The organism is Chryseobacterium flavum (assembly GCF_003385595.1).
Classification (GTDB): Bacteria; Bacteroidota; Bacteroidia; order Flavobacteriales; family Weeksellaceae; genus Chryseobacterium; species Chryseobacterium flavum.
In genome coordinates this window covers 15,923-41,763 of sequence record NZ_QNUE01000015.1, presented here as the reverse complement: position 1 = coordinate 41,763, position 25,841 = coordinate 15,923, and the positions used below count along the sequence as shown (strand labels likewise).

Below are 25,841 nucleotides of genomic sequence, written 5' to 3'. Positions count from 1 at the left end.
TTTATAATAAATTTTCATCTACCAGGTTTGGAAGGGTTACCTTTAACTTAGGCTCTGCTTCCATAGCCCTTTTAATGGCGAAAATAGCGCCTTCATTTCTGGCCCAGCTCCTTCTTGAGATTCCGTTGTTCACATCCCAGAACAGCATGGATTTCAATCTCCGGTCTGCATCATCACTTCCATCAAGCAGCATCCCGAAGCCACCATTAATTACTTCTCCCCAGCCAACACCGCCTCCGTTATGAATAGACACCCAGGTTGCTCCACGGAAACTGTCACCAATTACATTGTGAATTGCCATATCTGCAGTAAATCTGGAACCGTCATAAATATTGGAGGTTTCCCTGTAAGGTGAATCTGTTCCTGAAACATCGTGATGATCTCTCCCCAATACAACTGGTCCGATTTCACCGTTATTAATGGCCTTATTAAAGGCTTCCGCTATTTTCATTCTTCCTTCTGCATCTGCATACAGGATCCTGGCCTGTGATCCCACAACCAGCTTATTTTCCTGTGCCCCTTTGATCCACCGGATATTGTCTTTCATTTGCTGCTGAATCTCTTCCGGAGAGTTTTTGATCATTTCTTCCAGTACTGCGCATGCGATATCATCAGTTTTCTGAAGGTCTTCCGGTTTTCCGCTTGTACATACCCAACGGAACGGCCCGAATCCATAATCAAAACACATAGGTCCCATAATGTCCTGAACATAACTCGGATATTTGAATTCTCTGCCCAATGTCGGGTTCTCTGCCATCACATCTGCTCCGGCTCTGGAAGCTTCCAGTAAGAAGGCATTTCCATAGTCAAAGAAATAGGTTCCTTTTCTGGTATGTTTGTTAATGGCCGCAGCATGTCTTCTTAAAGTTTCCTGTACTTTCTCCCTGAACAGCTCGGGATCTTCCGCCATCATTCTGTTTGATTCCTCAAAACTCTGTCCTACCGGATAATATCCTCCCGCCCATGGATTATGAAGGGAAGTCTGATCTGAACCGATATCAATTCTCAAGTCTTCTTCATCAAATTTCTCCCACACTTCAACTATATTTCCAAGATAAGCCAGCGAAACGGTTTCGTTGTTCTGCTGAGCCTCTCTTACTCTTTTCACCAACTCATCAAGATCTTCATGGATCTCATTAACCCACTTCTGTTCATGACGGATTTTGGTGATCTTCGGATTCACCTCCGCACATACGGTAACACAACCTGCGATATTCCCTGCTTTAGGCTGGGCACCGCTCATCCCACCCAATCCGGAAGTTACAAAAAGTCCGCCTTTTGGTTCTTTTTTTATTTTTCTGAAAGCATTCAGTACCGTAATCGTAGTTCCATGAACAATTCCCTGAGGACCAATATACATATAGCTTCCTGCCGTCATCTGCCCATATTGGGTCACCCCAAGTGCATTGAATTTTTCCCAGTCATCAGGTTTGGAATAGTTTGGAATCATCATCCCGTTAGTTACCACCACTCTCGGGGCATCTTTGTGAGACGGAAACAATCCCATAGGATGTCCTGAATACATCACCAGCGTCTGCTCATCAGTCATTTCTGATAAGTATTTCATGGTCAAAAGATACTGCGCCCAGTTGGAAAACACTGCACCATTCCCACCGTAAGTGATCAGCTCATGCGGATGCTGTGCTACAGCATAATCCAGGTTATTCTGAATCATCAGCATGATAGCTTTGGCCTGCTCTGATTTTCCGGGATAGTCTGTAATTGGTCTGGCCTTCATTTCATAATCTGGACGAAAACGATACATATAAATCCTTCCGTAATCTTCAAGCTCTTTCTTAAACTCAGGAATTAAAGCTGCATGAAACTGAGGATCAAAATAACGTAAAGCATTCTTTAATGCCAGTTTTTTTTCTTCTTCCCCTAAAATCTCTTTACGCTTCGGAGCATGGTTAATATTGGTTTCATATGGTTTTGCCTGTGGCAACTGGTGAGGTATACCCTGCTGTATCTGTTCCTGAAAAGTCATATGTTATTTAAAGTTCTATATTTAAACAATGTTTGAAGTTTTAAAGATATTCAAATTGGAAAATATAGGCAAGTGAAAGAGGAAAATTGACTTATGGGAACATATCAGGTTTGTATACCTATGGCAGCCCGGATATTCAATACTGTAAAAAATATTACCAAAAATTTCTCCTGAAGAAATCTGTTCAGTATAAAAAAAGCCTTACTGAAAATCAGCAAGGCCAGTATATTAGCAAAGTTATGTGAGCACATCATCATTTTCCTCTTCGTGGTCATCTTCATTGTCACTGAGGCTCCAGTAATTGTTTTCTTCATCTTCCTCCCCTATTTCTTCCATTTCGTCATCATCTTCCGCTCCGGGGATATCCAGTCCTTTATCTAATTTATCCTCATCATTGTCTGCATCAAAAACAGGATTGCCGTCTCCGTCCAGCGGTATATGCTTTTCCCTTTTGAATATATCTTCGTTAGGATCATAATCCATGCGTTCCAACCTTCTGTTCTGTTCATTAATATTGTTTTCCGGTGCCATAATATTTTAGGTTTAAGATTTACAGAATAAGAACAAAAATAATTCCAAGTTGCTATTCATGTCCGGAATATACCTCAGGATTGGCACAATGCAGCATTTTCATGCCTTTTGAAACTGCAATAATATTTTCTGCAGCTAGTTTTGCCATTCCGTTTCTGGCTTCAACAGTTGCCGAACCAATATGTGGTAATACACAAACCTTTGAAAGTTCCAGAAGCGGATTTTCTTCAGACATCGGCTCAGGATTGGTAACATCCAGACCTGCTCCCCAGATCTGTTCTGAGGTTAATGCTTCATACAGGTCTTTTTCATTATGGAAACCTCCTCTTGCCGTATTGATAAAAATAGCATTGGCTTTCATCTTTTCAAATACAGAACGGTTAAAAAGATCCTCATGTTTAGGAGTGAAATTGGCATGCACACTCAAAACATCTGAACTTCCGATCAGTTCTTCAAATGAAACAAACTTCGCATTCAGCTCCTTTTCTGCATCTTCATTCCAATGACGGTTATGATACAGGATCTTCATATCAAAGGCTTTCTGAGATTTTTTCGCCATTTCAAAACCTATTCTTCCCAAACCAAAAATCCCCAGCGTTTTTCCGTAAAGTTCTTGTCCCAAAGCATGTAAAGGATCAAACGCTCCCCAGTTTCCATCTTTTACTTTCCGGAAATTAAAACTTGCTCTTCGTGCCACTGACTGCATCAATAAAAAAGCGACATCTGAAGTTGCTTTACTCAAAACATCCGGTGTGTTACCAACCGGAATATTCCTCCGGTTTGCTTCTTTGATATCCACATGATCAAATCCCACTGAATACAGTGCAATAGCCTTAAGATCCGGACAAGCCGTAAAAAATGCGCGGTCATATCTAAACTCAGTTCCTACACTTAATATAGCATCTGCCTTCTGACAATATTCCAGCCATTTCTCCTGCGACAGGAATTCTTGTTCCGGAAAAAATATTTCCAACCCTTCCTGTTCCAGCATCCTGATTCCGGTTTCAGGAATCATTTTATTTACAAAAACTTTCATTCTATCGTCATTTAATAAAAAAACCTCGCTCTGTAAAAAGCAAGGTTTCTAACTTTAATATTAAAAATTATTTTTTTTCATCTGAATGTTTTTTATTCTTATCCCAGGCTTCTGAAGCCATTTCCTGAATCTCTTCCCAAACGTCTTTTGCTGACTTCTGGGCGCGGCTCATAAATCCCTGTTTGGTGGCTTCCTGATTTTTACCTTTCATTTCATTGATATAATCCTTTACCTGTTGGGAATAGCTTTCTACACTATATCCGGGATTATTATGCAAATTCTTCTGAACATTACTGAAATCATGTGATGCCTTGAATCTATTCGTATCCATAATAATTAAGATTTAAGTGATTAGGTTCTAAAGAAGTCCAATTTCCGTTCCGAAACGGGTCTAAAAAATTATTAAAAAATATAAAATTTATTAATTCCATGCACCACACTAAAATCATAAAAACTACATCTTTATGAGCAAGGCATAATTACATACTACTTAAGTTTAAAGTATTTTCCAGCAGTAAGGCCTGAGACTTATGTGTAAAACTTTATGAAACAGATTTTATTGATTTGTACTTCCCAGCATTGGAACAAATTTGTAAGCTCCGAATTCTTCTTTTTCAAATTCAGTAGGACCCAGCTTTGTGAATCTGAATAAAACCTGCTCATCAACCGGCCCCAGCGGGATGACCATTTTCCCTCCTATATTCAGCTGTTTTAATAATTCTGTCGGTAAGGTAGAGGCTCCGCAGGTTACAATGATTTTATCAAAGGGAGCAAATGTCGGAAGCCCTGCAAAACCATCCCCAAAGCTTTGGAATTTCGGATACAGATGAAGTTCTCTGAGCTTCTTCTTTGAAAAATCAAAAAGATCTTTTTGTCTTTCCACTGTATATACCAAAGCCTTCATTGCCAGTAAAACAGCAGTCTGGTAACCACAACCTGTTCCTATCTCAAGTACTTTTTCCCCTGCCTTTACCTGTAACAGCTCCGACTGTTCTGCTACCGTTGAAGGATGGGAAATAGTCTGATGTGCCAGAATCGGAAAAGCCCGGTCCTCATAAGCAAAATCTTCAAAAATACTTTCGATAAAGAGGTGTCTCGGTACTTCACTCATTGCCCGAAGTACATTCTCATCCGAGATTCCAATTCTCTGCCGTAGATAATCCACCAAAATCTTTCTTTTTCCTTTATGTACAAACGAATCCTGCATTTGACAAAAGTAATAAATTAGATTTTAGATTGGTGGAATTAAAGGAAAGAATTATCCACAAAAAGCATTTTCTGACTTCTACAATCTAACTTCTTTCTTATCTTTACAAAAATTTAATACAGCTATGTTAAAAGCAGGTTTGGTAGGTGCCGGACATTTGGGAAAAATACATTTAAAACTTCTTAATCAATCAGATAGATATGAACTTGTAGGTTTCCATGATAAAGATGTTGAAAACGGAAAAAGACTAGAGGCCGAATTCGGATATAAATATTTTGAAAACTTTGATGAACTTCTTAACCAGATCGATATGCTGGATATTGTTACGCCAACGGTTTATCATTATGATTATGCTTTAAAAGCAATTGAAAAAAAACTTCATTTCTTCATTGAAAAACCGGTAACGCAAACTTTGGAACAGGCAGAGGAAATTTTGAGTTTATGCCGGGAAAAGGGAATCAAAGCCCAGGTAGGACATGTAGAAAGATATAACCCTGCTTTTATTGCTACAAAAGAGTATATCAAAAATCCAATGTTCATTGAAATTCACCGCCTGGCGGAGTTTAATCCCCGTGGAACTGATGTTTCTGTAGTGCTGGACCTTATGATCCATGATCTTGATATTTTATTAAGTATTGCCAGATCCAAAGTAAAGAGCATACATGCCAGCGGAGTTTGCGTAGTAAGCAAGACTCCGGATATTGCCAATGCCAGAATAGAATTTGAAAATGGATGTGTCGCCAACCTTACCACCTCAAGGATCTCCATGAAAGCCATGAGAAAAAGCAGGTTTTTCCAAAAAGATGCGTATATCTCTGTAGACTTCCTGGAAAAGAAAGCTGAAGTGATCAGAATGAAGGATGCTCCTGAAAACCCTACTCCATTTGATATGATCATAGAAAATGCTGAAGGTGAGAAAAATCAGATCCTGTTTGAGTATCCGAACATTGAGCCTAACAATGCCATTTTGGATGAGCTCAATTCTTTTGCTGATGCCATTACCGGTAATAAAAATGTGGAAGTATCCCTGGAAGATGGAACAGAAGCATTAAAAGTAGCCCTTGAAATTATGAAACTCATCAGTTAAATGAATATAAGGTCTGCTTTTTCTTTAGCAGTCATTGCAATACTATCTTGTAGCCAGAAGAAAAATGGTTATGAGATAGATTGTAATTTTGAAAAAAAGCAGGCACAGAATCAGTTTAACTATAAAATTATACCTGGAACATTTTTTCAGGATCAGGGCATGATTATCTGGGGAAGAAGAATTTAAAAAACTTCTGAAGCAAAATAATATCAATACCAGAGAATTGCTTACTTCCTGTCTTATTCTTCCCAATGATCAGTATCAGAACTGCGGTGAAATTGAAATGAACCGCCTCATAACCAAAAAATTTGGAAAAGACTTTATCGATTCCCTACGATATAGCCAAACAGGATTTTGTGAGAACGCATCCTAATGAAGTTTTTCCTTTCGAACAATGCGATCAGTTTTCCCGCTATCCCAATTCTACAACAGATCAGCAGGAGAAAATTCATGCTGACTATTTTGCTCAATACACTATTCCCCGGCAATATATTAAAAGGAACGAAGAATATTATTCGTATACTTCTGCGAGCTTTATTATTACAAAAGACGGAAATATTAAAGATTTATCAATAGAAAGTCGGTTTCAAAACAAAAAAAACAATATATTTGAAAAACAATTCAATAAACAATTGAAAGATTTTGTTTTACATACCCAATGGATTCCCGGCAAAATAAATAATATGAATGTTCATTCATATTATGGGGTTACCATTCATTATGATTAACCTCTAAAATAATCCCTACTATTTAAATCCTTACAACTATTATGAAAAGAGCTATCCTATTATCTGCTTTATTATTGTCTCAATTTGGGACATCACAATTATTAAAGACTTCAGGGCAAAAAATTGTTAATGACAAAGGTGAGAACATCCAGCTCAGGGGTCTTGGTCTGGGCGGATGGATGCTTCAGGAAGGATACATGCTGAAAACCGCTGATTTTGCAGGCCCTCAATATAAGATCAGGGAAAAGATTGCTGAACTGATCGGGGAAGAAGGAATGCAAAAATTTTATAAAGCTTACTTGAAAAACGGAGTTACAAAACAGGATATTGATTTTCTGGCTAAGGCGGGGTTTAATTCCATAAGACTTCCCATGCATTATAATTTATATACCCTTCCTATTGAAAAAGAGCCTGTAAAAGGTCAGAACACCTGGCTGGAAGAAGGTTTTAAAATGACGGATAATCTCCTTCAGTGGTGTGCAGATAATAAAATGTACCTGATCCTGGACCTGCATGCGGCACCAGGCGGCCAGGGAAATGACGTGAATATTTCTGATAATGATAAATCCAAGCCTTCCCTTTGGGAAAATGAAGACAATCAGAAAAAAACCGTTGCCCTCTGGAAGAAACTGGCTGAGAGATATAAAGACAGCCCATGGATCGGCGGATATGACCTGATCAATGAACCCAATATCAATTTTACAGGTAAGAATCCGAACGGAACGGATGAGATGTCTAATGCCCCGCTTTGGAAGCTTCAGAAAGAAATTACTGCTGCTATCCGGGAGACAGATAAAAAGCACATTATTTTCATTGAAGGGAACGGATGGGGAAACAATTATAACGGGCTGATCCCGATCTGGGATGACAATATGGTTTTCAGCTTCCATAAATACTGGAATTATAATGATGAGCCAACCATTCAGCATGCTTTAGACCTGAGAGAAAAACACAATATGCCGGTCTGGCTTGGAGAAACAGGTGAAAATTCAAATGTATGGTTTACAGAACTGATCCAGCTTTTAAATAAGCATAATATCGGATATGCATTCTGGCCTATGAAAAAGATTGATAATATTGCAGGCATTACCAATGTAAAAACAACCCCTGAATACGAGAAATTACTTGATTACTGGAAAAACGGAGGTGAAAAGCCATCCAAAGAATATGCAGAAAAAGCACTGATGCAGATTGCAGACCACTATAAACTGAACAATACTGAAATTAAAAGAGATGTTATTGATGCCATGTTCAGGCAGGTAACCGATCCTTCAACGAAGCCATTCAAAAATCATCAGGTTCCCGGAAGAGTATTTGCTTCCGACTATGATTTAGGAAGAATGGGCTCTGCTTATCTGGATAAAGATTTTATTAATCTCTGGGTAAGCGATCCGGCTAAAAGGTCTGAATGGAATTCGGGCCAACAGATGAGAAATGATGGTGTAGATATTTATAAGTGTAATGATAAAGTAACGAATCAATATTACGTAGGAAAAACAGAAACCGGTGAATGGCTTCAATATACGGTACATGCAAAAGAAGACAAAAATTATACTTTTGACATCAGATATTCATCTGCCAGTACGGGAAAAATAAGAATTGAAACAGCTTCCAAAGAAGTTCTGGCTTCCGTATCCCTGAATTCTACCGGCGGAAATGAGAACTGGAAGACCATTTCCATACCAAACATCCGTCTTCAGAAAGGAGAAAACAAGATCAGGATCTATTTTGAAGAAGGCGGTGCCAACCTGAATTATTTTGAAATAAAATAACAATATTTTATCTTAAATTGCAGATCCCTTTTACATGCTAAAAGGGATCTTTTAATTCCATCATTATGAAAAAAATAGCATTCCTTTTTCTTTTTGCCTCGGCTTTTTTGTCTGCACAGAAATCTGCGCTGGAACAAAAAATAAATATGATTACCAAAGGTAAAAATGCAACTGTCGGGGTATCAGTCCTGGGATTTGAGAACCCATTCAAGTACAGCAAATCCGGGGATCAGAAATTTCCGATGCAGAGTGTTTTTAAATTCCACATTGCAGCAGCTGTTCTGGATTTTGTTGATCAGGGAAAGCTGTCTTTAGATCAGAAAATTCCTCTGAATGCATCCAATTTACTTAAAAATACCTGGTCGCCACTTCGTGATAAGTATCCCGACGGAAATATAGAAGTCCCGTTAAGTGAAGTTATTGAATACACGGTTGCCAAAAGCGATAATAACGGCTGTGATATTCTGCTCCGCTTACTTGGAGGGACAAAAACTGTTCAGCACTTTATGGATTCTAAAGGGGTAAAAGGATTCCGGATCAGATATAATGAGGAGGATATGCATAAAGACTGGAGTGTACAGTATGAGAACTATAGTACTCCCAATTCGGCGGTTACCGTCCTGAAAAAGTTTTATGACGGAAAATTAGTATCAAAAAAATCTACGGATTACCTGATGAAGGTAATGCTGTCAACCTCAACAGGATTAAACAAAATCATTGAACAGCTGCCCAAAAATACGCCTGTAGCAAGAAAAACGGGAGCATCCGGAAAAAATAAAGAAGGGCTGACAGGTGCTGAAAATGAGATCGCAATTATTACTTTGCCGGACGGAAAACATTATGCAATAGCTGTATTTGTCAGTAATTCAATGGAAACCGATACCGTGAACTGTAAAATGATTTCAGACATTTCAAAGGAGGTATGGGATTATTTTAATAAATAAAATATTAAGCTTATTTTTAAAGCCAATTATTATGAAAAAAACAGCATTAACAGCAGCTTTATTTTGCTTTGCACTCTTTTATTCACAAAAGAGCCAAAACTATTTACAGATTGGCTATGCAAGTATCTGTTGCGGGCCTCCATCTGAAAAGCCGGTAATCAGCTACCTGAAACAGTTTAAGAAAAAAAACCAGCTAAAATCTCTGGAAATTCTGGTCCAGAACGGGATGGGAAGAGAAGGCGAATTTAACCTGTATGTGGGAACGGACCAGCTTACAAGAAATCAGAAAAGCCGTCTTGTACGGGGACTTATGGCCACTGTTTCCAACCAAAACAACAAAAGGGAACAAAACAGCAGCGGTATTGTAAATTTTGATTCAGCCGTTGTGGTAAACCAGTCAGAACTTAATATTAAAAATTTAACTATCTATAAAAAATAAAGGAAAATGATCAAAAACATTGTAGTTATCGGAGCGGGAACCATGGGGAATGGTATTGCACATACTTTTGCACAAAGCGGTTTCAGAGTAAACCTTGTGGATGTATCACAGGAGGCTTTAGACAGAGGATTAAAGACCATTACAACCAATCTTGACAGAATAATTGCAAAGGGAAACCTTACTGAAGAGCAAAAGACAGAAACATTAGGAAATATCACTACTTTTACGGCACTTAATGATGCTGTAGGAACAGCTGACCTTATTGTAGAAGCCGCTACTGAGAATCTTGACCTGAAGTTAAAGATCTTCGGTCAGATGGATGAGCTGGCTCCCGCAGGCTGTATTTTAGCAACCAATACTTCATCAATTTCCATCACCAGAATTGCTGCCGCTACAAAAAGAGCAGATAAAGTGATCGGAATGCACTTTATGAATCCGGTTCCTATTATGAAACTGGTGGAAATCATCAAAGGATATTCTACTTCCAAAGAGACGTTTGATGCCATCTATGAAATGAGCAAAACATTAGGTAAAGTTCCTGTGGAAGTAAATGATTATCCGGGTTTTGTGGCTAACAGGATTCTGATGCCGATGATCAATGAGTCTATTGAAACTCTTTACAATGGTGTAGCGGGTGTAGAAGAAATTGATACGGTAATGAAATTAGGAATGGCTCATCCTATGGGACCACTTCAGCTGGCTGATTTTATTGGTCTGGATGTGTGTCTTGCAATCCTGAATGTTATGTATGACGGATTCAAGAATCCTAAATACGCACCAAATCCGTTACTGGTAAACATGGTAACAGCAGGAAAACTGGGTGTAAAGTCCGGTGAAGGCTTCTATGATTATTCAGAAAGCAAAAAAGCTGAAAAAGTTTCAAAAATGTTTTTGAAGTAATTTTAAGTCAATAATTTTATTTATCTTTGATAACAAGTTAAAACATTAAAAAAATGAAATTACCAAAGTTTTTATTAGCAGATAATTCGGAATTTCCAGAAGATTTATTCGTAGTTCATACTGAATATCCAAGATTTATCTTAAATGTTGAGGAAGAAGAAGTTGAGTGGTTAGATGATCTTGAAGGAGACGATGAAGAAACTATGGCAGACGAAGCTACGAAAGTGGTAGAAGCAGCATTCAAATGGTGCGACGAAGAGTTGGCTAAGTACGACGAAGAAGAGGAAGATTAATAAATAACAATCTAAAACATAAAAAAGGAACTCAAATGAGTTCCTTTTGTTTTTTGTATTATTCAGTTTTATTGAATTTCAATAATAAAAGATTGTCTTTATAAAGTTCCAGGGTATTGCCGGAAATCACATATTTATTTGCTTTTCCCATCATATCCATAAAATTCTGTTCAACACCGATGTTGTTGCACATCATCTTTGTAGATCCCATCTGACCTGCCGAAAATCCACCGGTAGACGGATCTATGGTAGCAGTTCCAAAATAATTGTTACATCCGGCGTTTCCAGTGATCTTTTCTCCTTCAATATTCAGTGTAGGAATCTTACCTTTTACATTTTCAGCCAAAGTCCATTTTGTATTGGCAAGAGCAGGCTGGGCCTTTCCTACTTTAGAGGCAGACGGGCTGGTCATTGTTCCACATGATGCCAATACTGCTGCTGTACATATACTTAAAAAAAGATTTTTCATTTTTTTCTTTTTGAATTAACCAAATTTACGGATTTTATATTATTTAAACGGGCTGCGGGGATTTTTATTATTATTTAACATTCGGATATCGGGAAACGTCCGGGATTTCAGCACGTTTCCGGAATCAAAATACAAACGCACAGATTTTGGTTTAAAATAAAAAAACGGACTTAAAAAGCCCGTTTTTATAGTAAATATATTATTTTACATTTAGGATCTCAATTCAGCATTAAATTCTTTCTGGAAAGATTTAATCAAAGAATCCATTACTTCTGTAATCTCTTTTTCTTCCAGGGTCTTCTCTTCATTTAAAAGCTCAAAGCTCATAGCATATGATTTCTTTCCTTCCGGAAGGTTTTTCCCTTCATATACATCAAACAGGTTAACTCCTTTAATAAAAGGTGATTTATTCTTTTTGGCTGTCTGATATAATTCCTGATAACTTACGTTTTTATCAATCAGTAAAGCAAGGTCTCTTCTGATCTTGTTGAATTTTGGGATATCCTTAAATTTCAGTTCATTCTTAGAGCGCAATTCCTGAGCCAGCTCCAATTCAACTTCAGCATAGAAACACTCCTGATCAATATCAAATTCTTTTAACAATGCCGGAGCCACTTTTCCGATTCTTACTATTGTTTTCCCACCGGCTTCATAAGCTAAGGCATCAGAAAATCTATCATCCGATAATGCTACTTCTTTGTAATCTAGGGCAAGTCTTTCCAGTAAAACCTTCACATATGCTTTCAGGTTATAGAAGCTTACTGCGGATTTAGGCTGAAGCCAGTTCTCTGCCACTTCTCTTCCTGAAACCAAAACAGCAAGCTGCTTTCTTTCTTCGTACTTATCTTTTTTATGGTAGATTTTTCCGAATTCAAAGAATTTGATATCCTGGTTCTTTCTGTTAATATTATATACTGCATTCTGAAGAAGCCCTTCCAGTAAAGATTTTCTCATAAATGCCAGATCCCCGCTTAAAGGGTTTAATAATTTCACGGCATCTGTTTCATCTTTTACAGAAGTCAGGGAATTATTCATTACTTCGTTGAAGCCCAGACTTTGCAGAGCTCTTGCCCAGCTGTTTTCCAACTCATCCTGATCATTTGCACTTAATTTAACCGGAGTAAATGAAATCTTCTGAGGGGCATCTATTTTATTATATCCGTAAATTCTCAGTATCTCTTCAATAACATCAATTTCTCTTGTTACGTCTGCCCTGTAAGCAGGAACTGAGATTTCAAAACCATTCGGAATTTCATTCAGTACCTGGATTTCCAATGCTTTTAAAATTTCTTTTACTTTTTCCCTATGAATTTTTGTACCCAGTATCTGCTCAATTTTAGAGAATCTCAGAATGACATAACTGTCTTCAATTTTCTTTGGATATTCTTCCAGCAGATCTCCTGCCAATTTTCCTCCTGCCAGTTCCTGAATCAGTTTAATGGCATGGGTAATAGCCGTTCTGGTAATATTCGGATCTACTCCTCTTTCAAATCTGAAAGAAGCATCTGTATTCAAACTATGCAGCTTTGCTCCTTTTCTCACTGCTACCGGGTTGAAATAAGCACTTTCCAGGAATATTGTCTGGGTAGCATCAGATACTCCTGATGTAGCCCCTCCAAAGACACCTGCAATACACATTGGTGTATCTTTACCGTCTTTGATCATAATCTCTGTGCCATTCAGTGTTCTTTCCACACCATCCAGTGTAGTAAATTTAGTTCCCGGTTTTACCACCCCTACTTTCACTTTTTTATCTGCAATTTTATCTGCATCAAAAGCATGAAGCGGCTGGCCATACCCGTGAAGGATATAGTTTGTAATATCCACAACATTATTGATCGGGCTTAATCCGATTGCCTTCAGCCTGTCTTTTAACCATGCCGGAGACTCTTCTACTTTTACCTCTTCAATTACAGCTCCGATATATCTCGGGCATAATTCAGCATCTTCAATTACCAGTGTGAAATCATGTGAGCCTTCATTATTTAAGGCTTCAGAAGCCACTTTATTAAACTGAGATTTCAATTGGTTGGTTGAAAGGTAAGCGTGAAGGTCCCTTGCAACACCATAGTGAGACATTGCATCTGTTCTGTTTGGAGTTAAACCAATTTCAAAAACTTCATCATTAGTCAGTTCAAAATAGTCTGCAAAGTTTTTCCCGACTTCATATTTCGTTTCATCCAGCACCATAATCCCACCGTGATCTTCACTAAGCCCCAGTTCATCTTCTGCACAGATCATTCCCTGGGATACCTCTCCTCTGATCTTCGCTTCCCTGATCTCAAAAAAGTTTCCGGTTTTGTCGTAGATTTTAGTTCCTACAACAGCTACCGGAACCGTTTGTCCTGCTTCTACATTCGGAGCCCCGCAAACGATATTCAATATTTTTCCGTTTCCTACATCTACTGTAGTCTTTTTTAGCTTATCAGCATTCGGGTGTTTTTCGCAGGTTAAAACTTTACCTACCACAATTCCTTCCAGACTGCCTTTTACACTTTCAAACTTATCTATCCCTTCAACTTCAAGACCTATATCTGTAAGAAACTCACCGATTCTTTCAGTTTTCAATTCAGTCTTTACAAAGTCTCTCAGCCAATTGTTTGATATTTTCATCTGATAATTTTATTTTTTCTAAAGCCAGACTTCACCATGGGGTTTCATCTGATATATTTTGAAAATTTATTTGATTACTGTACTATTTGTGTGTACAGTTTTAAGCGTACAAATGTCGTGTTTTTTTGAGAAATACAGAAATTTAGAATCAATTTTAAGATAATAAATTTCGTTAAATCCGCTTTTACAAAGTAAGAGAGTGGCTTACACACCGGGCTTTACCATAATCAGAAGATTTTCAGCCGGATATTACTACAGAGGTTTAATAAGTTTTTTCAAGCTGTCAGAAAATAACACCAATCCTCCGCCCATCATAATAATATCTTTTAACACCAATCGTCCGGCTCCGGACAGATATGGAAAGCCATAATGAGGTGTGGGAAGGTCACCCCCCAGATCAGGAACGTAGACTTCCGGTGTTGTGATCAGGAATGACAAGGTTACAAGAGACATCAGGAAGGTCAACGCTCCTCCGGCAGCTCCTGCTTTTGGCGACCAGATTCCCAAAAGGACTAAAACTCCAATCATAACAATCATTGTTCCCAAACCATAAGAAAATACATAGGTCCCGTTCCGGATGTGCCAGTCAATATTCTTTTGTATCATCTTTCCTTCCGGATTTTTATACAGTGTATACTCCGGAACAGTTTTGCTCTCTTCATTCGTGACTTTATTTCCCGCATTTTTATAAAAAAAGCTCATCAGCGGGCTGTTTGCTACAAAAGGAACAATTCCGTCCGCTTCATACTGGAATGCTTTAAGGCCGCCAATCCAGGCCATCACAATGAATATTGAAATTCTGAGGAAGTTTACAAACCAGGTATCTGATTTTAATACATAACCGTATAATCTGTTGTTTTGCATATAATTTCTTTTATACAAAAATATTCAGACACATACAGCCTGAGAATAGATATTTCAGGACATTACATGGACATTTTTGCCACAATGGAGATCCCAACCTTTTCGCGGTAATTTTTAGGAGAACATCCTACCGATTTTTTAAAATATCTGCTGAAATAGAATTCGTCAGTAAATCCAAGTTCTGAGGCAATTTCCTTAACAGAACGATATGTCAGATGAAGAAGCTTTTTGGACTCCAGAATGATCCTTTCATTGATAAGCCGGGTAGGAGTCTTGCCAAATTCTTTTTTCACCGCCTTACTCAGGGTATTATTCGTGATATTTAATTTATCACTGTAAAATGTGAGTTCTTTTTCATTTTTAAAATGCAGCTCAAGCAGTTTCTGAAATTCCACTGCATTTTTTACAGGCAGCTTTTCTACTATTCCCCGTTCATTAGTACTGTTGCTTTTCTGTTTACTGCCTATGGCCAGAATAAGCTGTATGTAAGTTTTAATGATCGACTTTGAAAAATGATGGTTTTCAGTATTCTCTTGTTTGATACGGGCAAATATTTCAAGGATATAGCCATAATCTTCTCTGGTCAGTCCGATCCCCGGATTCAGATAAATATTGTTAAAAAGAAAACCATTGCAGGCTACTTCCTCTTTGTGATATTCTATGCAGTAATAATCCCCATGAAACAAAAGAATGTTTACCTTTTCATCAGCTTCAGAGACCAGTTTCAGTTTCTGATAAGGGGACAGGAATAATATATTATAGCCTTTATATGAATAATTGATCTCATCTACAGAGAAAACCCCCGTTCCCTTCCATAGCACAACGCTATAGTTTTCAGTCTGAAATTCTGATGGAAAGCCAGCTGTCTGATATGATTGTATTTCTGTTTCCATAGATGGTTTTAAAGAGTGATGCTTCCAACGAATAAAAGCCGGAAATTCCGGCTTTTATTTATCTTTTATTCTAATCTCTTACAATCCGATTACCGGCATTGATAGCATTAAGATATTTTCGTTTTCTTCCAGACCATCAAGAGGTTCAATGATACCAGGTCTGTTGGGTTGTGACATTTTCATTGTGACATCATCGGAGCCAAGGATCGTCAGCATCTCAGTTAAAAACTTGGAGCTGAATCCTATATTGATATCCTCTCCGTTATAATCACAAGGAATCTGCATATCTGCTTTATTTGCGTATTCAGTATCTTCTGCATGAAGATGAAGAATATTTCCTGAAAGCTTGAATCTTACCTGATTGGTAGATTTATTGGACATGATAGATGCTCTTTTGATCGCTCCTAACAGAAGGTTTCTGTTAATCGTTAATACATTCGGGTTTTCTTTTGGAATTACCGCTGTATAGTTCGGATATTTCCCGTCAATCAGTCTGCAGATCCAGATATGCTTATCAAAAGTAAATTTGGCCATGTTTTCATTGAAGTCAATTTTAACGTCTTCATTAGAACTTGCCAGAATATTTTTGAAAATGTTCAAAGGTTTTTTAGGCATGATAAATTCCATAGGTTCGGCATTCATCAGGTCTGTTCTTTTATACACAACCAGCCTGTGTGAGTCTGTAGAAACGAAATTGGTTTCATTTTCCCCAAACTGGAACAGAACTCCTGTCATTACCGGACGAAGAGAATCATTACTTGTTGCGAATAAGGTATTGGTCAGGGCTTCAGATAGTACTCCCGCCGGCATTACCACACTTTGAGAAGCATCAAATTCCGGCAATTCAGGATAATCATCCGCATTGTCCAGTGCTACTGCAAAGTTATCTTTTTCATCTAAAATCTCAAGCTGGCTTCCGGTTCCTTCAGCATTGTCCTTAACGGCAAATGTTAAAGGCTGTTCGCCGTAGGTCTTGATAAAATCCTGAAAAATTTTAGCAGGAACAGCAAATTTACCTGTATCATCAGACTTAACGTCTAAAGAAGTAACAAGAGTTGTCTCGCCATCAGATGCTGTAATGGTAACATTATTTCCGTCTAGTTCAAAAAGATAGTTTTCTAAAATAGGTCTCGATTGAGAACTTGATATTACGCCACTTACAGTTTGCAAAGCCTTCTGCAGTTCACCACTTGAAATAATAAATTTCATAGATTTAAAAATAAGTTTCTACAAATATAATAAATAGATATAACAAAGAAAAAAATAATCTTGAGGAGTTTTTAACAAACATCATCGACCGGTTCCCAGAAATGATATTTTGTCCGGAGTTCCAAATTCCTGAAAAAGCTATACCCTGAAAACAGTAAAGTAAAACTTCCCGCCACAATTTTTCATCATTAATATCTATCCAAATATAAAGGATAATCTGCAACAATCAAAATACAAATCCTATCTTTGTCAAAAAAATAACGGTCATGAAAAAACCTCCTGTTCATAAAAGTTTTCTGAATGCTTTCCATGGGGTATTTTTAATGATCAGGGCAGAAAGGAATTTCCAGATTGAACTTCTGGCATTCTTTGTCAATCTATTTCTGATTTTTTATCTGAAGCTGTCCTCCACAGATGCTATTTTTATTCTCATCGTTTCATTTGCCGTTCTAAGTGCTGAAATTTTCAATACTGCCATTGAAAAGATCTGTGATATCATTCAGCCTGATTTCGACAAAAGAATTGGCTTTATTAAGGATATTGCTGCGGGAGGAGTGCTCCTGACCGCAATAGCATCAGTGATTGTTGGAATCATTGTATACTGGAACTATATCTTTAATTAATAATCCGGCAACAATTTTCTTTAATCCAGCCGGAAATACCCGCAAATCCAACTACCGGTCTTATTTTACAGCAATTAAGATATCTACTTCTGCATCTGCAGGATTCTGGGCTTTTTCACCATAGATTTCAAAATCAGCAGTAAATATTCTTCCCAGGTCCATTTCCCATATTTTTATCCACTGATTAATGACCAACCCTTTTGAAAGGTCTCCCCTGACTGTAAATTTCATATAGTTACCTCCGTCAAAAGAATAACCTTCCATTCCTTCAGGAATATTGTCGAGATTTTCCACTTTACAGCCAAGAACTGTAGTATAGGGCCTGGTATGGTCTTTTTCATAATCCGTATACATGGAATAGATGGTATGCTCTGTTTTATCCGGGATCAGATCCGCTATATTTTCATTTGTCATTTTTTCCCAAAGTGCCGGAATATCTCTGGCTGCCTGTCCATTCTCATTAGTAGTTCTTACCGAGATACCGATTATCTTAAAAGGTTCCACTTTTACATTCTTCATTTTCTGATTTTTTTGTTATGGAACAAAGATAGGGACAGCTCATGACAAGAGTATGTCAGGAGTTAAAAAATGTCCTCATGAAATCATTTAAAATTCTGGTGAGCGATTCAATAAAAAAACGATCCGGAGACCGCTTTTTTAATATATCTTTCTGAATAGTTAAATACTTGAAGTCCTGGTTGGCCAAAACAGCATCTCTATTTATCCGGAACATTTTCCTACATAAATAAATCCTTTCCTTCCGGATTTAAAAACTGTTTCAATTCTTTTATAATCGTCTACTTCATATTCGTCTGCCTGAAGAATTTCCGTTTCTGTAACCTCAAAAAGCACCCCTTCTACCTGATCATTGTCATTCCCTGAAAATTCCAGTACCGGATGGTATTTCTGCCCGCTTTTCCTTAGTACTTCAGAATCTGTAATTTCAAGCATATGGAATTTATACCCTGATAAAGTATCTTTTTCTCCCTCTAAAAGTCTCCCGAAAGTTTCAAGTTGCACCTGTTCTTTCTGCAGGGTTCCGTAAGAAAATAAATAAGCCATTTTATACATATTTTTCGATGATTGGTATAGCTATTTCAGCCATCATTCCATAACCCTTTTCATTGGGGTGTACGCCGTCTGCGGACAATAAAATCTCCTTGTCTTCCAAGAACGCAGAATAAAAATCAATATATCCGAGCGAATGCTCTGCAGCAATATCTTTAAGGATCTGGTTGTAGGCAAGCACTTCTCCATTTGTTCTCAGCTTCCCTGAACTTACCACTACTCCGTTTACCTTTTCAGAAAAAGGAAGAATACTCACAAGATAAATTTCATTGGAAAATTGTCTGGCACAGCTGATGGCCGCCTTAATATTATTTCTAAATTTCTCTGGATCTACAATCTGTACCCCGTCTTTTATGGCGAGATCATTGGCTCCATAGCTTAAAAAAACAATGTTTCCATCAGGAGAATTTCTGGCTTCCAGTTCGTAAGGAATTCTTTTCAGTAATCCTTCTGTTGTTTCCCCACCGATTCCCAGATTAAATAGAATCAGCTCATCTCCATTTCCTTCATGAAATTTCTGTAAGGCGTATCTTTTCAGGATATCTACCCAGCCTCCAAAAACTCCGTCATACTCCCCGTAAGTAATGCTGTCACCGAAGAACAGCCCGTAAATAATTTTTTTCATTTAATACTTGTTGCTTCCTGTTTATCTGAGTAAAAATATTAAGAAAAAACTATTCGTAAGTAATAATCATCCTTCAATTGTATGATTGATCATAAGTCAACTATGTAAAATTACAGATTAAACAAGGCAAAGAGAGAATCAGCAAGTTGATCTGATGAAGCTAACCGGGAAATATATTGTTTCAAAAAAAACATTCATAACTCATAACTCATACTCATAACTCATTAATTATCTTCCAGCCTTAACATAATATGTGGGTGGGACTCTATAATGTCTACCAGAATTTCAAAAAGCGTCTGCCCCTTTCCTTCCTTTAATTCATCCAATTTCTGCTGAATCAATTGTATGTTGAAAGGTTTTCCCTGCCTGATCTTATTTTCATAAAATTCACGGGTAGCATTAGAGCCTAAATCTTCTTTTGACTTCCGTGATTCTTTCCAGATGATTTCAATTTCTTCTTTATTTCCGAATACCCCGAAACCACCGTAGAGAATGTCATCAAAGCCATCCAATGTCCCCACTTTCCAATCTGCATCTTTCATCAGTATTTTGGAAATTTCTTTGTAAAAACCGGCTAAAGACGAAAAATGACCGCCATTGATGACGATCATTTTTCTTTTATTGTTACTTGAAGTATTCAACACCGTTTTTGAATATGTTGTGATAATTCGCAGTTGGTATATTTCTCATGAGACCTTCAGCAAATCGTTCCGGGTGTCCCATTCTTCCGTAGATCTTACCGCATGGACTTGTAATTCCTTCGATTCCGAATAATGAGTTATTAGGGTTGAACGGCATCCCGTGAGCAATGTTTCCGTTAAAATCGATGTATTGTGTAGCAATTTGTCCGTTTTCATACAGCTTTTTGATTTCTTCTTCTGAAGCCATGAAACGTCCTTCTCCATGGGAGATCGGGATGGTGAAAGTCTGGTCTTTCATTCCTTTTAACCACGGGCTTTCGTCATTCACCACTTTTACCGTTACCATTTGGGAAATGTGTCTTCTGATCGCGTTATGGGCTAATGTTGGAGAGTTTTCATCCAGATCCTTAATTCTTCCGTAAGGCAACAGCCCTGACTTCACAAGCGCCTGGAATCCGTTACAGATCCCGATGATCATACCGTCTCTGTCTAACAATTCATGAACTGCATTTTTCATTTTCTCGTTTTTCAGAACGTTTACGATGAATTTTGCAGAACCATCCGGCTCATCCCCCGCAGAGAAGCCTCCGGAAAATGCCAGAATCTGGGAAGTTCTGATCTCTTCTACCCAGGCATCAATACTTTCATCCAATAACTGATGATTGATATTGATTAAAGGTAAACTGCTTACTACAGCTCCTTCTTTCCGGAATGCATTTAGTGTATCATACTCACAGTTAGTTCCCGGGAATACCGGAGCAAAAACTTTAGGCTGTGCTATTCCGTGTTTTTTAATGATGATATTTCTCGGATGGATTGAGTTTGACTTTTCATCAATTTCAATTGTAATCTTTTCTTTTTCTACCGTTGGAAAAAGGTTTTCAAATGTGTTTGTATTGGCAGATACAAGATCTGTAATATTGAATTCAAGACCATTGATTTTTACAATACCTGAATCTTTTACTTCTCCAATAAACTCAAGAGCCACAGAGCTTAATTCTTCTTTTGCTTCAATGATCAAGCTTCCGATATTTTTAGCCAACAACACGTTTTCATCAGCATTGATTTCAGCACCTAATCTGTTTCCGAAACTCATTTTTGCCAAAGCTACCGCAAGGCCCCCTTCTTTTACTGTTTTCACAGAAACAATTTTTCCTGCTTTGATATTTTCGAAGATAAATTCAAAAACTTGTTTTAAAGCCTCGTAATCCGGAAGTCCGCTTTCCTGGGAAATATGATTAAAGAAATACAGTTTGTTTCCTGCATTTTTCAGTTCAGGTGAAATGATATTTTGTTTATCTCCGTTCGCACATGCAAAAGAGATCAGGGTTGGCGGAACGTTAAGGTCCTGATATGTTCCACTCATAGAGTCCTTACCTCCGATTGCTGCCAGACCCAATTTGATCTGTGCATCGTAAGCTCCCAAAAGGGAAGCTAAAGGCTTGCCCCATTTTTCAGGATTCTGCCCTAATTTTTCAAAGTATTCCTGGAAGCTTAGTCTGATGTTTTTATAGTCACCTCCCATTGCCACGGTCTTCGCCACACTTTCTACTACGGCATAAGAAGCTCCTAATAATGAGTTTTGCTTTGAGATTTCAGCATCAAATCCCCAGCTTGCCAAAGAAACGGTCTTAACGTCTTTTGCTCCTAAAACCGGAAGGGCCTGCACGCTTCCTTCCATCAGGGTCTGCTGATATTTTCCTCCTAAAGGCATTGCTACTGTGGTTGCCCCTATTGAAGAGTCGAACATTTCAAGCAATCCTTTCTGGGAAGCTACGTTTTTATCTTTTAAGATGTTCAGGAAATTTTCTGCTGTGAAAGCTTTTGTTTCTTCTCTTACTTCTTCAAGGTGCGTGATTTTCACTTCCTGGGATTTTGAACATCCGTTGGTATCCAGGAAAGCTCTTGAAAGGTCTACAATTTTGTCTCCTTTCCAGAACATCTGCATTCTTCCGGAATCTGTCACTTTTGCCACTTCTACGGCAACAATGTTTTCAGCTTCACAGAATCTGATGAATTTTTCTTTATCCTGAGGATCTACTACCACAGCCATTCTTTCCTGAGATTCAGAGATAGCCAGTTCGGTTCCGTTTAATCCTTCATATTTTAATGGCAATACATCAAGGTTTATCTCTAAAGAGTCTGCAATTTCCCCGATCGCCACAGAAACACCTCCTGCCCCGAAGTCGTTTGATTTTTTAATCAGTTTCGTTACTTCAGGATTTCTGAATAATCTCTGAATTTTACGCTCTTCTACAGCATTTCCTTTCTGAACTTCAGAACTCATCGTGTGGATAGAAGTCTCGTCCTGTTCTTTTGAGCTTCCGCTTGCTCCTCCTACTCCGTCACGGCCTGTTGCTCCTCCTAAAATAATGATTGAATCACCATTGGCAGGCTTTTCACGTCTTACCCAATCTACAGGAACAGCTCCGGTAACAAAACCTACTTCCATTCTCTTGGCTTTGTATCCTTCGTCATAGATTTCAGAAACCATTGTCGTCGCAAGACCGATCTGGTTTCCGTAAGATGAATATCCGTTGGCAGCCTGTTTTGTAATGGTCTTCTGAGGTAACTTTCCAGGTAAGGTTTTATCTACGGATTCTAAAACATCTGCTGCTCCGGTAAGTCTCATCGCCTGGAATACAAAAGATCGTCCTGACAACGGATCTCTGATCGCTCCTCCCAAACAAGTGGAAGCTCCTCCAAACGGTTCAATTTCCGTTGGGTGGTTGTGCGTTTCGTTTTTGAATAATAAATACCAGGGTTCTTTTTTACCATCGTATTCTGCTTCGATCTGTATGGTACATGCATTGATCTCGTCAGAGATTACAAGGTTTTCAAGATTCCCTGTTTTATGGAAATATTTACCGCATACTGTTGCCAGATCCATTAATGAAATCGGTTTCAGCTCACGGCCTAAGAATTTTCTTTTTTCGATATAATCATTGAAAATAGTTTCCAGTGTGTGTTTGAACTGACCTTCAAACTGAATGTCTGACAATTCCGTTTCAAATGTCGTGTGACGACAGTGATCGCTCCAATACGTATCTAATACTTTTAATTCTGTTTCCGTAGGGTTTCTTTCTTCAGTTTTAAAGTATTCCTGAATGAATTTCAGGTCATCCAATCCTAATGCAAACCCATGATTATTGTAGAAATTTTCAAGTTCAGCATCATTGAAACTGATGAAGTTTTCGTGAATGATTACTTTTGACGGTGTTTCATCAGCTGGAATATCCAGAATAGATAAGTCTTTTTCCTGAGATTCCACTTTGTTGATCAGAAGGTCTTTGATTTTAACCAGATCTGCTTCGGAAACTCCTTCAAATTCGATCAGCTTACCACTTCTTACTTTTGATTTTTCATTTTCAGTCAGCAAAGCGATACACTGCTGTGCAGAATCTGCTCTCTGATCATACTGTCCCGGCAAAAATTCCATTCCGAAATGAATAGCCTTTGCAGGGTTTTCTGTGTGTAAAATATCAGTAACAGGGTCTACGAAAGTGTTGTTCACCACTTTTTCAAATTCTCCGTCATTCAGATTGAAAATATCATACACATTGTATACTTTCACATGTTGAACTGCCGGGACAACTGCTTTTACTTCATCAAAAATTTTTGGACTTTCAACATCGAAAATTCCTCTTTTTTCTACGAAAATTCTTTTGTTTTTAGACATTAGATGTCAGATTTTTAATATTAGATTTATTTTTCTTTTACTTTTTATGAGTTAAAGCTTCTTTCCTTAAACCCATATATATTGGAATTTTTTAAAGAGATTTTCCCTCCAACTATTATTCTGTACAAATTTAAAGGAATAAGTCATATATTCTTCAAATTTGAACTGCCGAATTTCCAATTTTATACTATTTATTGATAAATTTATTGGGATTGTCTTGATGTTCTTTCTGAAAATCCTCTGCATTTTTTATTTCTTCTTTCAACCAGCTTTCAAAAGGGACTTTTTTATCATTATAATCTTCTATGGCATAAAATGTTTTTCCATCTTCTGAGACCAGGAATTTGAAACGGTACAGCATATCCAAATCCTTCTTCCTGTAATTATATGTATTCACCTGATAATAGGGAAAATTCTCTTTTGGCCTTTCTACAATTTCAAAAAACAGATTCTTTTCATTTTCAGATAATTTGTTGGAAAAATTTACATAATAAAGATCTGAAAGCTTTTTCTTCTGCTTTTCAAAGAACTGAAGGATATTCTTTTCTTTTTCATTGTACTGAAACGGATTCGGGTAGTATTTCCCATCTATTTCAACATCATTTCCAGTCTGTTTTGCAACCGGCTGAACACTTTCTCCTTTGGTGTTCATTACGCCCCATTTTCCTCCTACAATAGATCTGTGCTCATCATTTGTTTTTTCCCAATCACAGCCGTCACAAAATGCAGCATATCCATAATTAAAGGGTGATGCAAAATCATGCTCAGCTTCAATAATGATCTTGCCGTTTCGGTCTGCAAATCCTACTTTTCCATTTTTAACCAATCTTCTCAACCCTTCAGAGAAATAATCTGCTCCATTGTCGTAAAGAAAAGGTTGATACAGGAATTTCCCATTTCTGTCATACACATATCCCCATGCATTTTTTTCGGTTTTCTCTCCATTTTTTTCACCGTCAAAAAGAATGGTCTCTCCTATCACCGGATCACCATCTTTCAGGTATGAAAAAATTTTAAACTGCGCAGGAACAATTATTTTTCCGGATTTATTTTTTACCCCTACCAGGGAATCAGCGGATTTGAAATAATGTAGAGGTTCTTTCTTCTGGGAAAAAGAAAGTATCGGGATCAGGAAAATAAATACCAACATTTTTTTCATGGTTTTCATGAGAATAGAATGGCTATTCTTCTTTGCTAAGGTCTGTTTTTTTCCTTGTATTTACAAGTACATAATATTTCTGATGGACATCATATTCAATCGGGTTTTCTGATTTCCACTTCTGGTAACCTTCAAAATCAAATGAGTGATCTTTTGGCGGAATCAGCAGATAGTAATAGCTTTCCATTAGAAATTCATCCATAAAACCTGCATTTCTCAACTTAGTAAGAAATTCAATCAGATTAGTTGTTTCATATGCTCCATTACTCGGCTTTGGATTTTGCTCTGTTTTATAATCAATGAAGCCGTTCAGTCCCGCCATCTGGTATTCCAGGTAAAGGCCGGGAAGTCCGGCTGCCCTTTCGTACTTATCAATATTATCATGAGTCCACTTCAGTTTATTGAAACTGCTGCTTAAGGTACTCCGAAGCATCAGTGAATCCCGAAAAGCCGCTCTGGCAACAAAATTATCTGTGAATTTGGATAAAGGATTTTTCTCTACCAGCTTTGAAGGAAGTAATTTTCTGATCACTTCTTCATGTTTTTTATCTAAAGCGGAAGTGTCTGACCCTTTCCAGCTCATTTCTGAGGTAAATATCCAGAACCCGGCCTCGTAAATCCTTACATTGGTTAATTTCCCGAGGTGCGAGAAATAGGTACTGATTCCATTCAGCTTAAATACACCTTCCTTAATCTCTACGAGTTTGTTAACAGCCTGTCTGGGAGCATATCTCCGGTCCCTGATATTTTTGAAATAAAAGCCAGAGAGTCTTTCTTCATCAAGCAGACCATTGATGATCTTAAATCTGTATAGCAGATCATTATTCTTGTCTTCATATTCTGCTGAAAAAATACTGTCGTTTTTAGCATTGGTTAGCAATGCTGTACGTGAAAGGTTATCCAAAGTGACAGGAGCCTTCATTCCTGAATGCAGATGTTCAAAATCCGTATCAGATTTGATTTTTTTATTCGCTTTTAAGTCCTGTGAAAAAATAATCACGGGAAACAGCAAAGTAATAATAAATGCAGCAATTTTCATATCAGGTTGAAAATAAAATATGCAGCCCAAAAGGA

26 protein-coding genes are annotated in these 25,841 nt (G+C 37.7%); 9 read left to right on the top strand and 17 right to left on the bottom strand.

Annotation, left to right across the window (positions count from 1 at the left end):
• Window position 1: 1 nt before the first annotated feature.
• From DRF59_RS16450 to DRF59_RS16430, 5 genes are all read right to left on the bottom strand, one after another.
• Entirely contained in the window at window positions 2-1,987 is a 1,986-nt protein-coding gene (locus tag DRF59_RS16450) for a urocanate hydratase (RefSeq protein WP_115962661.1), read from the bottom strand.
• Between the two features lie 237 nt (window positions 1,988-2,224).
• Window positions 2,225-2,518 carry a hypothetical protein gene (locus tag DRF59_RS16445; RefSeq protein ID WP_115962658.1) on the bottom strand — a complete coding sequence of 98 codons (294 nt, stop codon included), beginning with the start codon at window positions 2,516-2,518 and terminating at the stop codon, window positions 2,225-2,227.
• Between the two features lie 52 nt (window positions 2,519-2,570).
• Window positions 2,571-3,554, bottom strand: coding sequence for a 2-hydroxyacid dehydrogenase (locus DRF59_RS16440; RefSeq protein WP_115962655.1), 984 nt, complete (start codon window positions 3,552-3,554; stop codon window positions 2,571-2,573).
• A gap of 67 nt (window positions 3,555-3,621) precedes the next feature.
• A complete protein-coding gene (locus DRF59_RS16435) occupies window positions 3,622-3,885 on the bottom strand; it encodes a prevent-host-death protein (RefSeq protein WP_115962652.1) in 264 nt (87 codons plus the stop codon).
• Between the two features lie 225 nt (window positions 3,886-4,110).
• Window positions 4,111-4,761, bottom strand: coding sequence for a protein-L-isoaspartate(D-aspartate) O-methyltransferase (locus DRF59_RS16430; RefSeq protein ID WP_115962649.1), 651 nt, complete (start codon window positions 4,759-4,761; stop codon window positions 4,111-4,113).
• Between the two features lie 124 nt (window positions 4,762-4,885).
• Here DRF59_RS16430 and DRF59_RS16425 point away from each other — a divergent pair, with 124 nt between their 5' ends.
• From DRF59_RS16425 to DRF59_RS16390, 8 genes are all read left to right on the top strand, one after another.
• Window positions 4,886-5,848, top strand: coding sequence for a Gfo/Idh/MocA family protein (locus DRF59_RS16425; RefSeq protein WP_115962646.1), 963 nt, complete (start codon window positions 4,886-4,888; stop codon window positions 5,846-5,848).
• A complete protein-coding gene (locus DRF59_RS16420) occupies window positions 5,849-6,034 on the top strand; it encodes a hypothetical protein (protein ID WP_115962643.1) in 186 nt (61 codons plus the stop codon).
• A gap of 122 nt (window positions 6,035-6,156) precedes the next feature.
• Window positions 6,157-6,576, top strand: a complete 420-nt coding sequence (locus DRF59_RS16415; protein ID WP_115962640.1) for an energy transducer TonB — start codon at window positions 6,157-6,159, stop codon at window positions 6,574-6,576.
• Window positions 6,577-6,617: 41 nt separating this feature from the next.
• Entirely contained in the window at window positions 6,618-8,348 is a 1,731-nt protein-coding gene (locus tag DRF59_RS16410; RefSeq protein WP_115962637.1) for a cellulase family glycosylhydrolase, read from the top strand.
• 65 nt (window positions 8,349-8,413) lie between these two features.
• Complete coding sequence (bla-A, locus tag DRF59_RS16405; protein ID WP_115962634.1) at window positions 8,414-9,292, top strand: CGA/CIA family class A beta-lactamase; 879 nt, start codon at window positions 8,414-8,416, stop codon at window positions 9,290-9,292.
• A gap of 31 nt (window positions 9,293-9,323) precedes the next feature.
• Window positions 9,324-9,731: a hypothetical protein gene (locus DRF59_RS16400; RefSeq protein WP_115962631.1), complete on the top strand. Its 408-nt coding sequence runs from the start codon at window positions 9,324-9,326 to the stop codon at window positions 9,729-9,731.
• A 9-nt stretch (window positions 9,732-9,740) separates the two neighbouring features.
• Window positions 9,741-10,631, top strand: a complete 891-nt coding sequence (locus DRF59_RS16395) for a 3-hydroxybutyryl-CoA dehydrogenase (RefSeq protein ID WP_185144930.1) — start codon at window positions 9,741-9,743, stop codon at window positions 10,629-10,631.
• A 53-nt stretch (window positions 10,632-10,684) separates the two neighbouring features.
• Entirely contained in the window at window positions 10,685-10,924 is a 240-nt protein-coding gene (locus DRF59_RS16390; protein ID WP_002977986.1) for a hypothetical protein, read from the top strand.
• Between the two features lie 58 nt (window positions 10,925-10,982).
• Here DRF59_RS16390 and DRF59_RS16385 read toward each other — a convergent pair whose 3' ends face one another.
• From DRF59_RS16385 to dnaN, 5 genes are all read right to left on the bottom strand, one after another.
• Window positions 10,983-11,393: an META domain-containing protein gene (locus DRF59_RS16385; protein ID WP_115962625.1), complete on the bottom strand. Its 411-nt coding sequence runs from the start codon at window positions 11,391-11,393 to the stop codon at window positions 10,983-10,985.
• A gap of 210 nt (window positions 11,394-11,603) precedes the next feature.
• Window positions 11,604-14,006 (bottom strand): phenylalanine--tRNA ligase subunit beta, encoded by a 2,403-nt coding sequence (gene pheT, locus DRF59_RS16380; protein WP_115962622.1) that lies wholly within the window; start codon window positions 14,004-14,006, stop codon window positions 11,604-11,606.
• Between the two features lie 252 nt (window positions 14,007-14,258).
• Window positions 14,259-14,870 (bottom strand): DUF417 family protein, encoded by a 612-nt coding sequence (locus tag DRF59_RS16375; RefSeq protein ID WP_115962619.1) that lies wholly within the window; start codon window positions 14,868-14,870, stop codon window positions 14,259-14,261.
• 62 nt (window positions 14,871-14,932) lie between these two features.
• Window positions 14,933-15,763 carry an AraC family transcriptional regulator gene (locus DRF59_RS16370; RefSeq protein ID WP_115962616.1) on the bottom strand — a complete coding sequence of 277 codons (831 nt, stop codon included), beginning with the start codon at window positions 15,761-15,763 and terminating at the stop codon, window positions 14,933-14,935.
• A 78-nt stretch (window positions 15,764-15,841) separates the two neighbouring features.
• The gene (dnaN, locus tag DRF59_RS16365; RefSeq protein ID WP_115962613.1) at window positions 15,842-16,972 is read right to left on the bottom strand and encodes a DNA polymerase III subunit beta; all 1,131 of its coding nucleotides are present in this window, start codon (window positions 16,970-16,972) and stop codon (window positions 15,842-15,844) included.
• A gap of 266 nt (window positions 16,973-17,238) precedes the next feature.
• On the opposite strand from dnaN, the gene DRF59_RS16355 reads away from it, so the two are divergent.
• Entirely contained in the window at window positions 17,239-17,595 is a 357-nt protein-coding gene (locus tag DRF59_RS16355; RefSeq protein ID WP_115962607.1) for a diacylglycerol kinase family protein, read from the top strand.
• 60 nt (window positions 17,596-17,655) lie between these two features.
• Here DRF59_RS16355 and DRF59_RS16350 read toward each other — a convergent pair whose 3' ends face one another.
• The 7 genes from DRF59_RS16350 to DRF59_RS16320 form a co-directional block, all read right to left on the bottom strand.
• The gene (locus DRF59_RS16350; RefSeq protein ID WP_115962604.1) at window positions 17,656-18,114 is read right to left on the bottom strand and encodes a GyrI-like domain-containing protein; all 459 of its coding nucleotides are present in this window, start codon (window positions 18,112-18,114) and stop codon (window positions 17,656-17,658) included.
• 201 nt (window positions 18,115-18,315) lie between these two features.
• Window positions 18,316-18,657: a gamma-glutamylcyclotransferase family protein gene (locus DRF59_RS16345; protein WP_115962808.1), complete on the bottom strand. Its 342-nt coding sequence runs from the start codon at window positions 18,655-18,657 to the stop codon at window positions 18,316-18,318.
• 1 nt (window position 18,658) lies between these two features.
• Window positions 18,659-19,288: an SGNH/GDSL hydrolase family protein gene (locus DRF59_RS16340; RefSeq protein ID WP_115962601.1), complete on the bottom strand. Its 630-nt coding sequence runs from the start codon at window positions 19,286-19,288 to the stop codon at window positions 18,659-18,661.
• 224 nt (window positions 19,289-19,512) lie between these two features.
• Complete coding sequence (locus DRF59_RS16335) at window positions 19,513-19,932, bottom strand: ribonuclease inhibitor (protein WP_115962598.1); 420 nt, start codon at window positions 19,930-19,932, stop codon at window positions 19,513-19,515.
• Window positions 19,913-23,608 (bottom strand): phosphoribosylformylglycinamidine synthase, encoded by a 3,696-nt coding sequence (locus DRF59_RS16330; protein WP_115962595.1) that lies wholly within the window; start codon window positions 23,606-23,608, stop codon window positions 19,913-19,915. The genes DRF59_RS16335 and DRF59_RS16330 overlap by 20 nt, the downstream gene beginning before the upstream one ends.
• A 187-nt stretch (window positions 23,609-23,795) precedes the next feature.
• Window positions 23,796-24,767: a WG repeat-containing protein gene (locus tag DRF59_RS16325; RefSeq protein ID WP_115962805.1), complete on the bottom strand. Its 972-nt coding sequence runs from the start codon at window positions 24,765-24,767 to the stop codon at window positions 23,796-23,798.
• 22 nt (window positions 24,768-24,789) lie between these two features.
• Window positions 24,790-25,806: a hypothetical protein gene (locus DRF59_RS16320; protein ID WP_115962592.1), complete on the bottom strand. Its 1,017-nt coding sequence runs from the start codon at window positions 25,804-25,806 to the stop codon at window positions 24,790-24,792.
• Window positions 25,807-25,841: the final 35 nt, after the last annotated feature.

Bases quoted from the DNA above. Each gene is read 5' to 3' on its own strand.
- DRF59_RS16375 (WP_115962619.1), bottom strand. From the start codon at position 14,870: ATGCAAAACAACAGATTATACGGTTATGTATTAAAATCAGATACCTGG.
- DRF59_RS16390 (WP_002977986.1), top strand. From the start codon at position 10,685: ATGAAATTACCAAAGTTTTTATTAGCAGATAATTCGGAATTTCCAGAA.
- DRF59_RS16440 (WP_115962655.1), bottom strand. From the start codon at position 3,554: ATGAAAGTTTTTGTAAATAAAATGATTCCTGAAACCGGAATCAGGATG.
- DRF59_RS16445 (WP_115962658.1), bottom strand. From the start codon at position 2,518: ATGGCACCGGAAAACAATATTAATGAACAGAACAGAAGGTTGGAACGC.
- DRF59_RS16420 (WP_115962643.1), top strand. From the start codon at position 5,849: ATGAATATAAGGTCTGCTTTTTCTTTAGCAGTCATTGCAATACTATCT.
- DRF59_RS16435 (WP_115962652.1), bottom strand. From the start codon at position 3,885: ATGGATACGAATAGATTCAAGGCATCACATGATTTCAGTAATGTTCAG.
- dnaN (WP_115962613.1), bottom strand. From the start codon at position 16,972: ATGAAATTTATTATTTCAAGTGGTGAACTGCAGAAGGCTTTGCAAACT.
- DRF59_RS16355 (WP_115962607.1), top strand. From the start codon at position 17,239: ATGAAAAAACCTCCTGTTCATAAAAGTTTTCTGAATGCTTTCCATGGG.
- DRF59_RS16385 (WP_115962625.1), bottom strand. From the start codon at position 11,393: ATGAAAAATCTTTTTTTAAGTATATGTACAGCAGCAGTATTGGCATCA.
- pheT (WP_115962622.1), bottom strand. From the start codon at position 14,006: ATGAAAATATCAAACAATTGGCTGAGAGACTTTGTAAAGACTGAATTG.
- DRF59_RS16430 (WP_115962649.1), bottom strand. From the start codon at position 4,761: ATGCAGGATTCGTTTGTACATAAAGGAAAAAGAAAGATTTTGGTGGAT.
- DRF59_RS16350 (WP_115962604.1), bottom strand. From the start codon at position 18,114: ATGAAGAATGTAAAAGTGGAACCTTTTAAGATAATCGGTATCTCGGTA.
- DRF59_RS16400 (WP_115962631.1), top strand. From the start codon at position 9,324: ATGAAAAAAACAGCATTAACAGCAGCTTTATTTTGCTTTGCACTCTTT.
- DRF59_RS16450 (WP_115962661.1), bottom strand. From the start codon at position 1,987: ATGACTTTTCAGGAACAGATACAGCAGGGTATACCTCACCAGTTGCCA.
- DRF59_RS16345 (WP_115962808.1), bottom strand. From the start codon at position 18,657: ATGGCTTATTTATTTTCTTACGGAACCCTGCAGAAAGAACAGGTGCAA.
- DRF59_RS16320 (WP_115962592.1), bottom strand. From the start codon at position 25,806: ATGAAAATTGCTGCATTTATTATTACTTTGCTGTTTCCCGTGATTATT.
- DRF59_RS16425 (WP_115962646.1), top strand. From the start codon at position 4,886: ATGTTAAAAGCAGGTTTGGTAGGTGCCGGACATTTGGGAAAAATACAT.
- DRF59_RS16330 (WP_115962595.1), bottom strand. From the start codon at position 23,608: ATGTCTAAAAACAAAAGAATTTTCGTAGAAAAAAGAGGAATTTTCGAT.
- DRF59_RS16370 (WP_115962616.1), bottom strand. From the start codon at position 15,763: ATGGAAACAGAAATACAATCATATCAGACAGCTGGCTTTCCATCAGAA.
- DRF59_RS16325 (WP_115962805.1), bottom strand. From the start codon at position 24,767: ATGAAAAAAATGTTGGTATTTATTTTCCTGATCCCGATACTTTCTTTT.
- DRF59_RS16410 (WP_115962637.1), top strand. From the start codon at position 6,618: ATGAAAAGAGCTATCCTATTATCTGCTTTATTATTGTCTCAATTTGGG.
- DRF59_RS16340 (WP_115962601.1), bottom strand. From the start codon at position 19,288: ATGAAAAAAATTATTTACGGGCTGTTCTTCGGTGACAGCATTACTTAC.
- bla-A (WP_115962634.1), top strand. From the start codon at position 8,414: ATGAAAAAAATAGCATTCCTTTTTCTTTTTGCCTCGGCTTTTTTGTCT.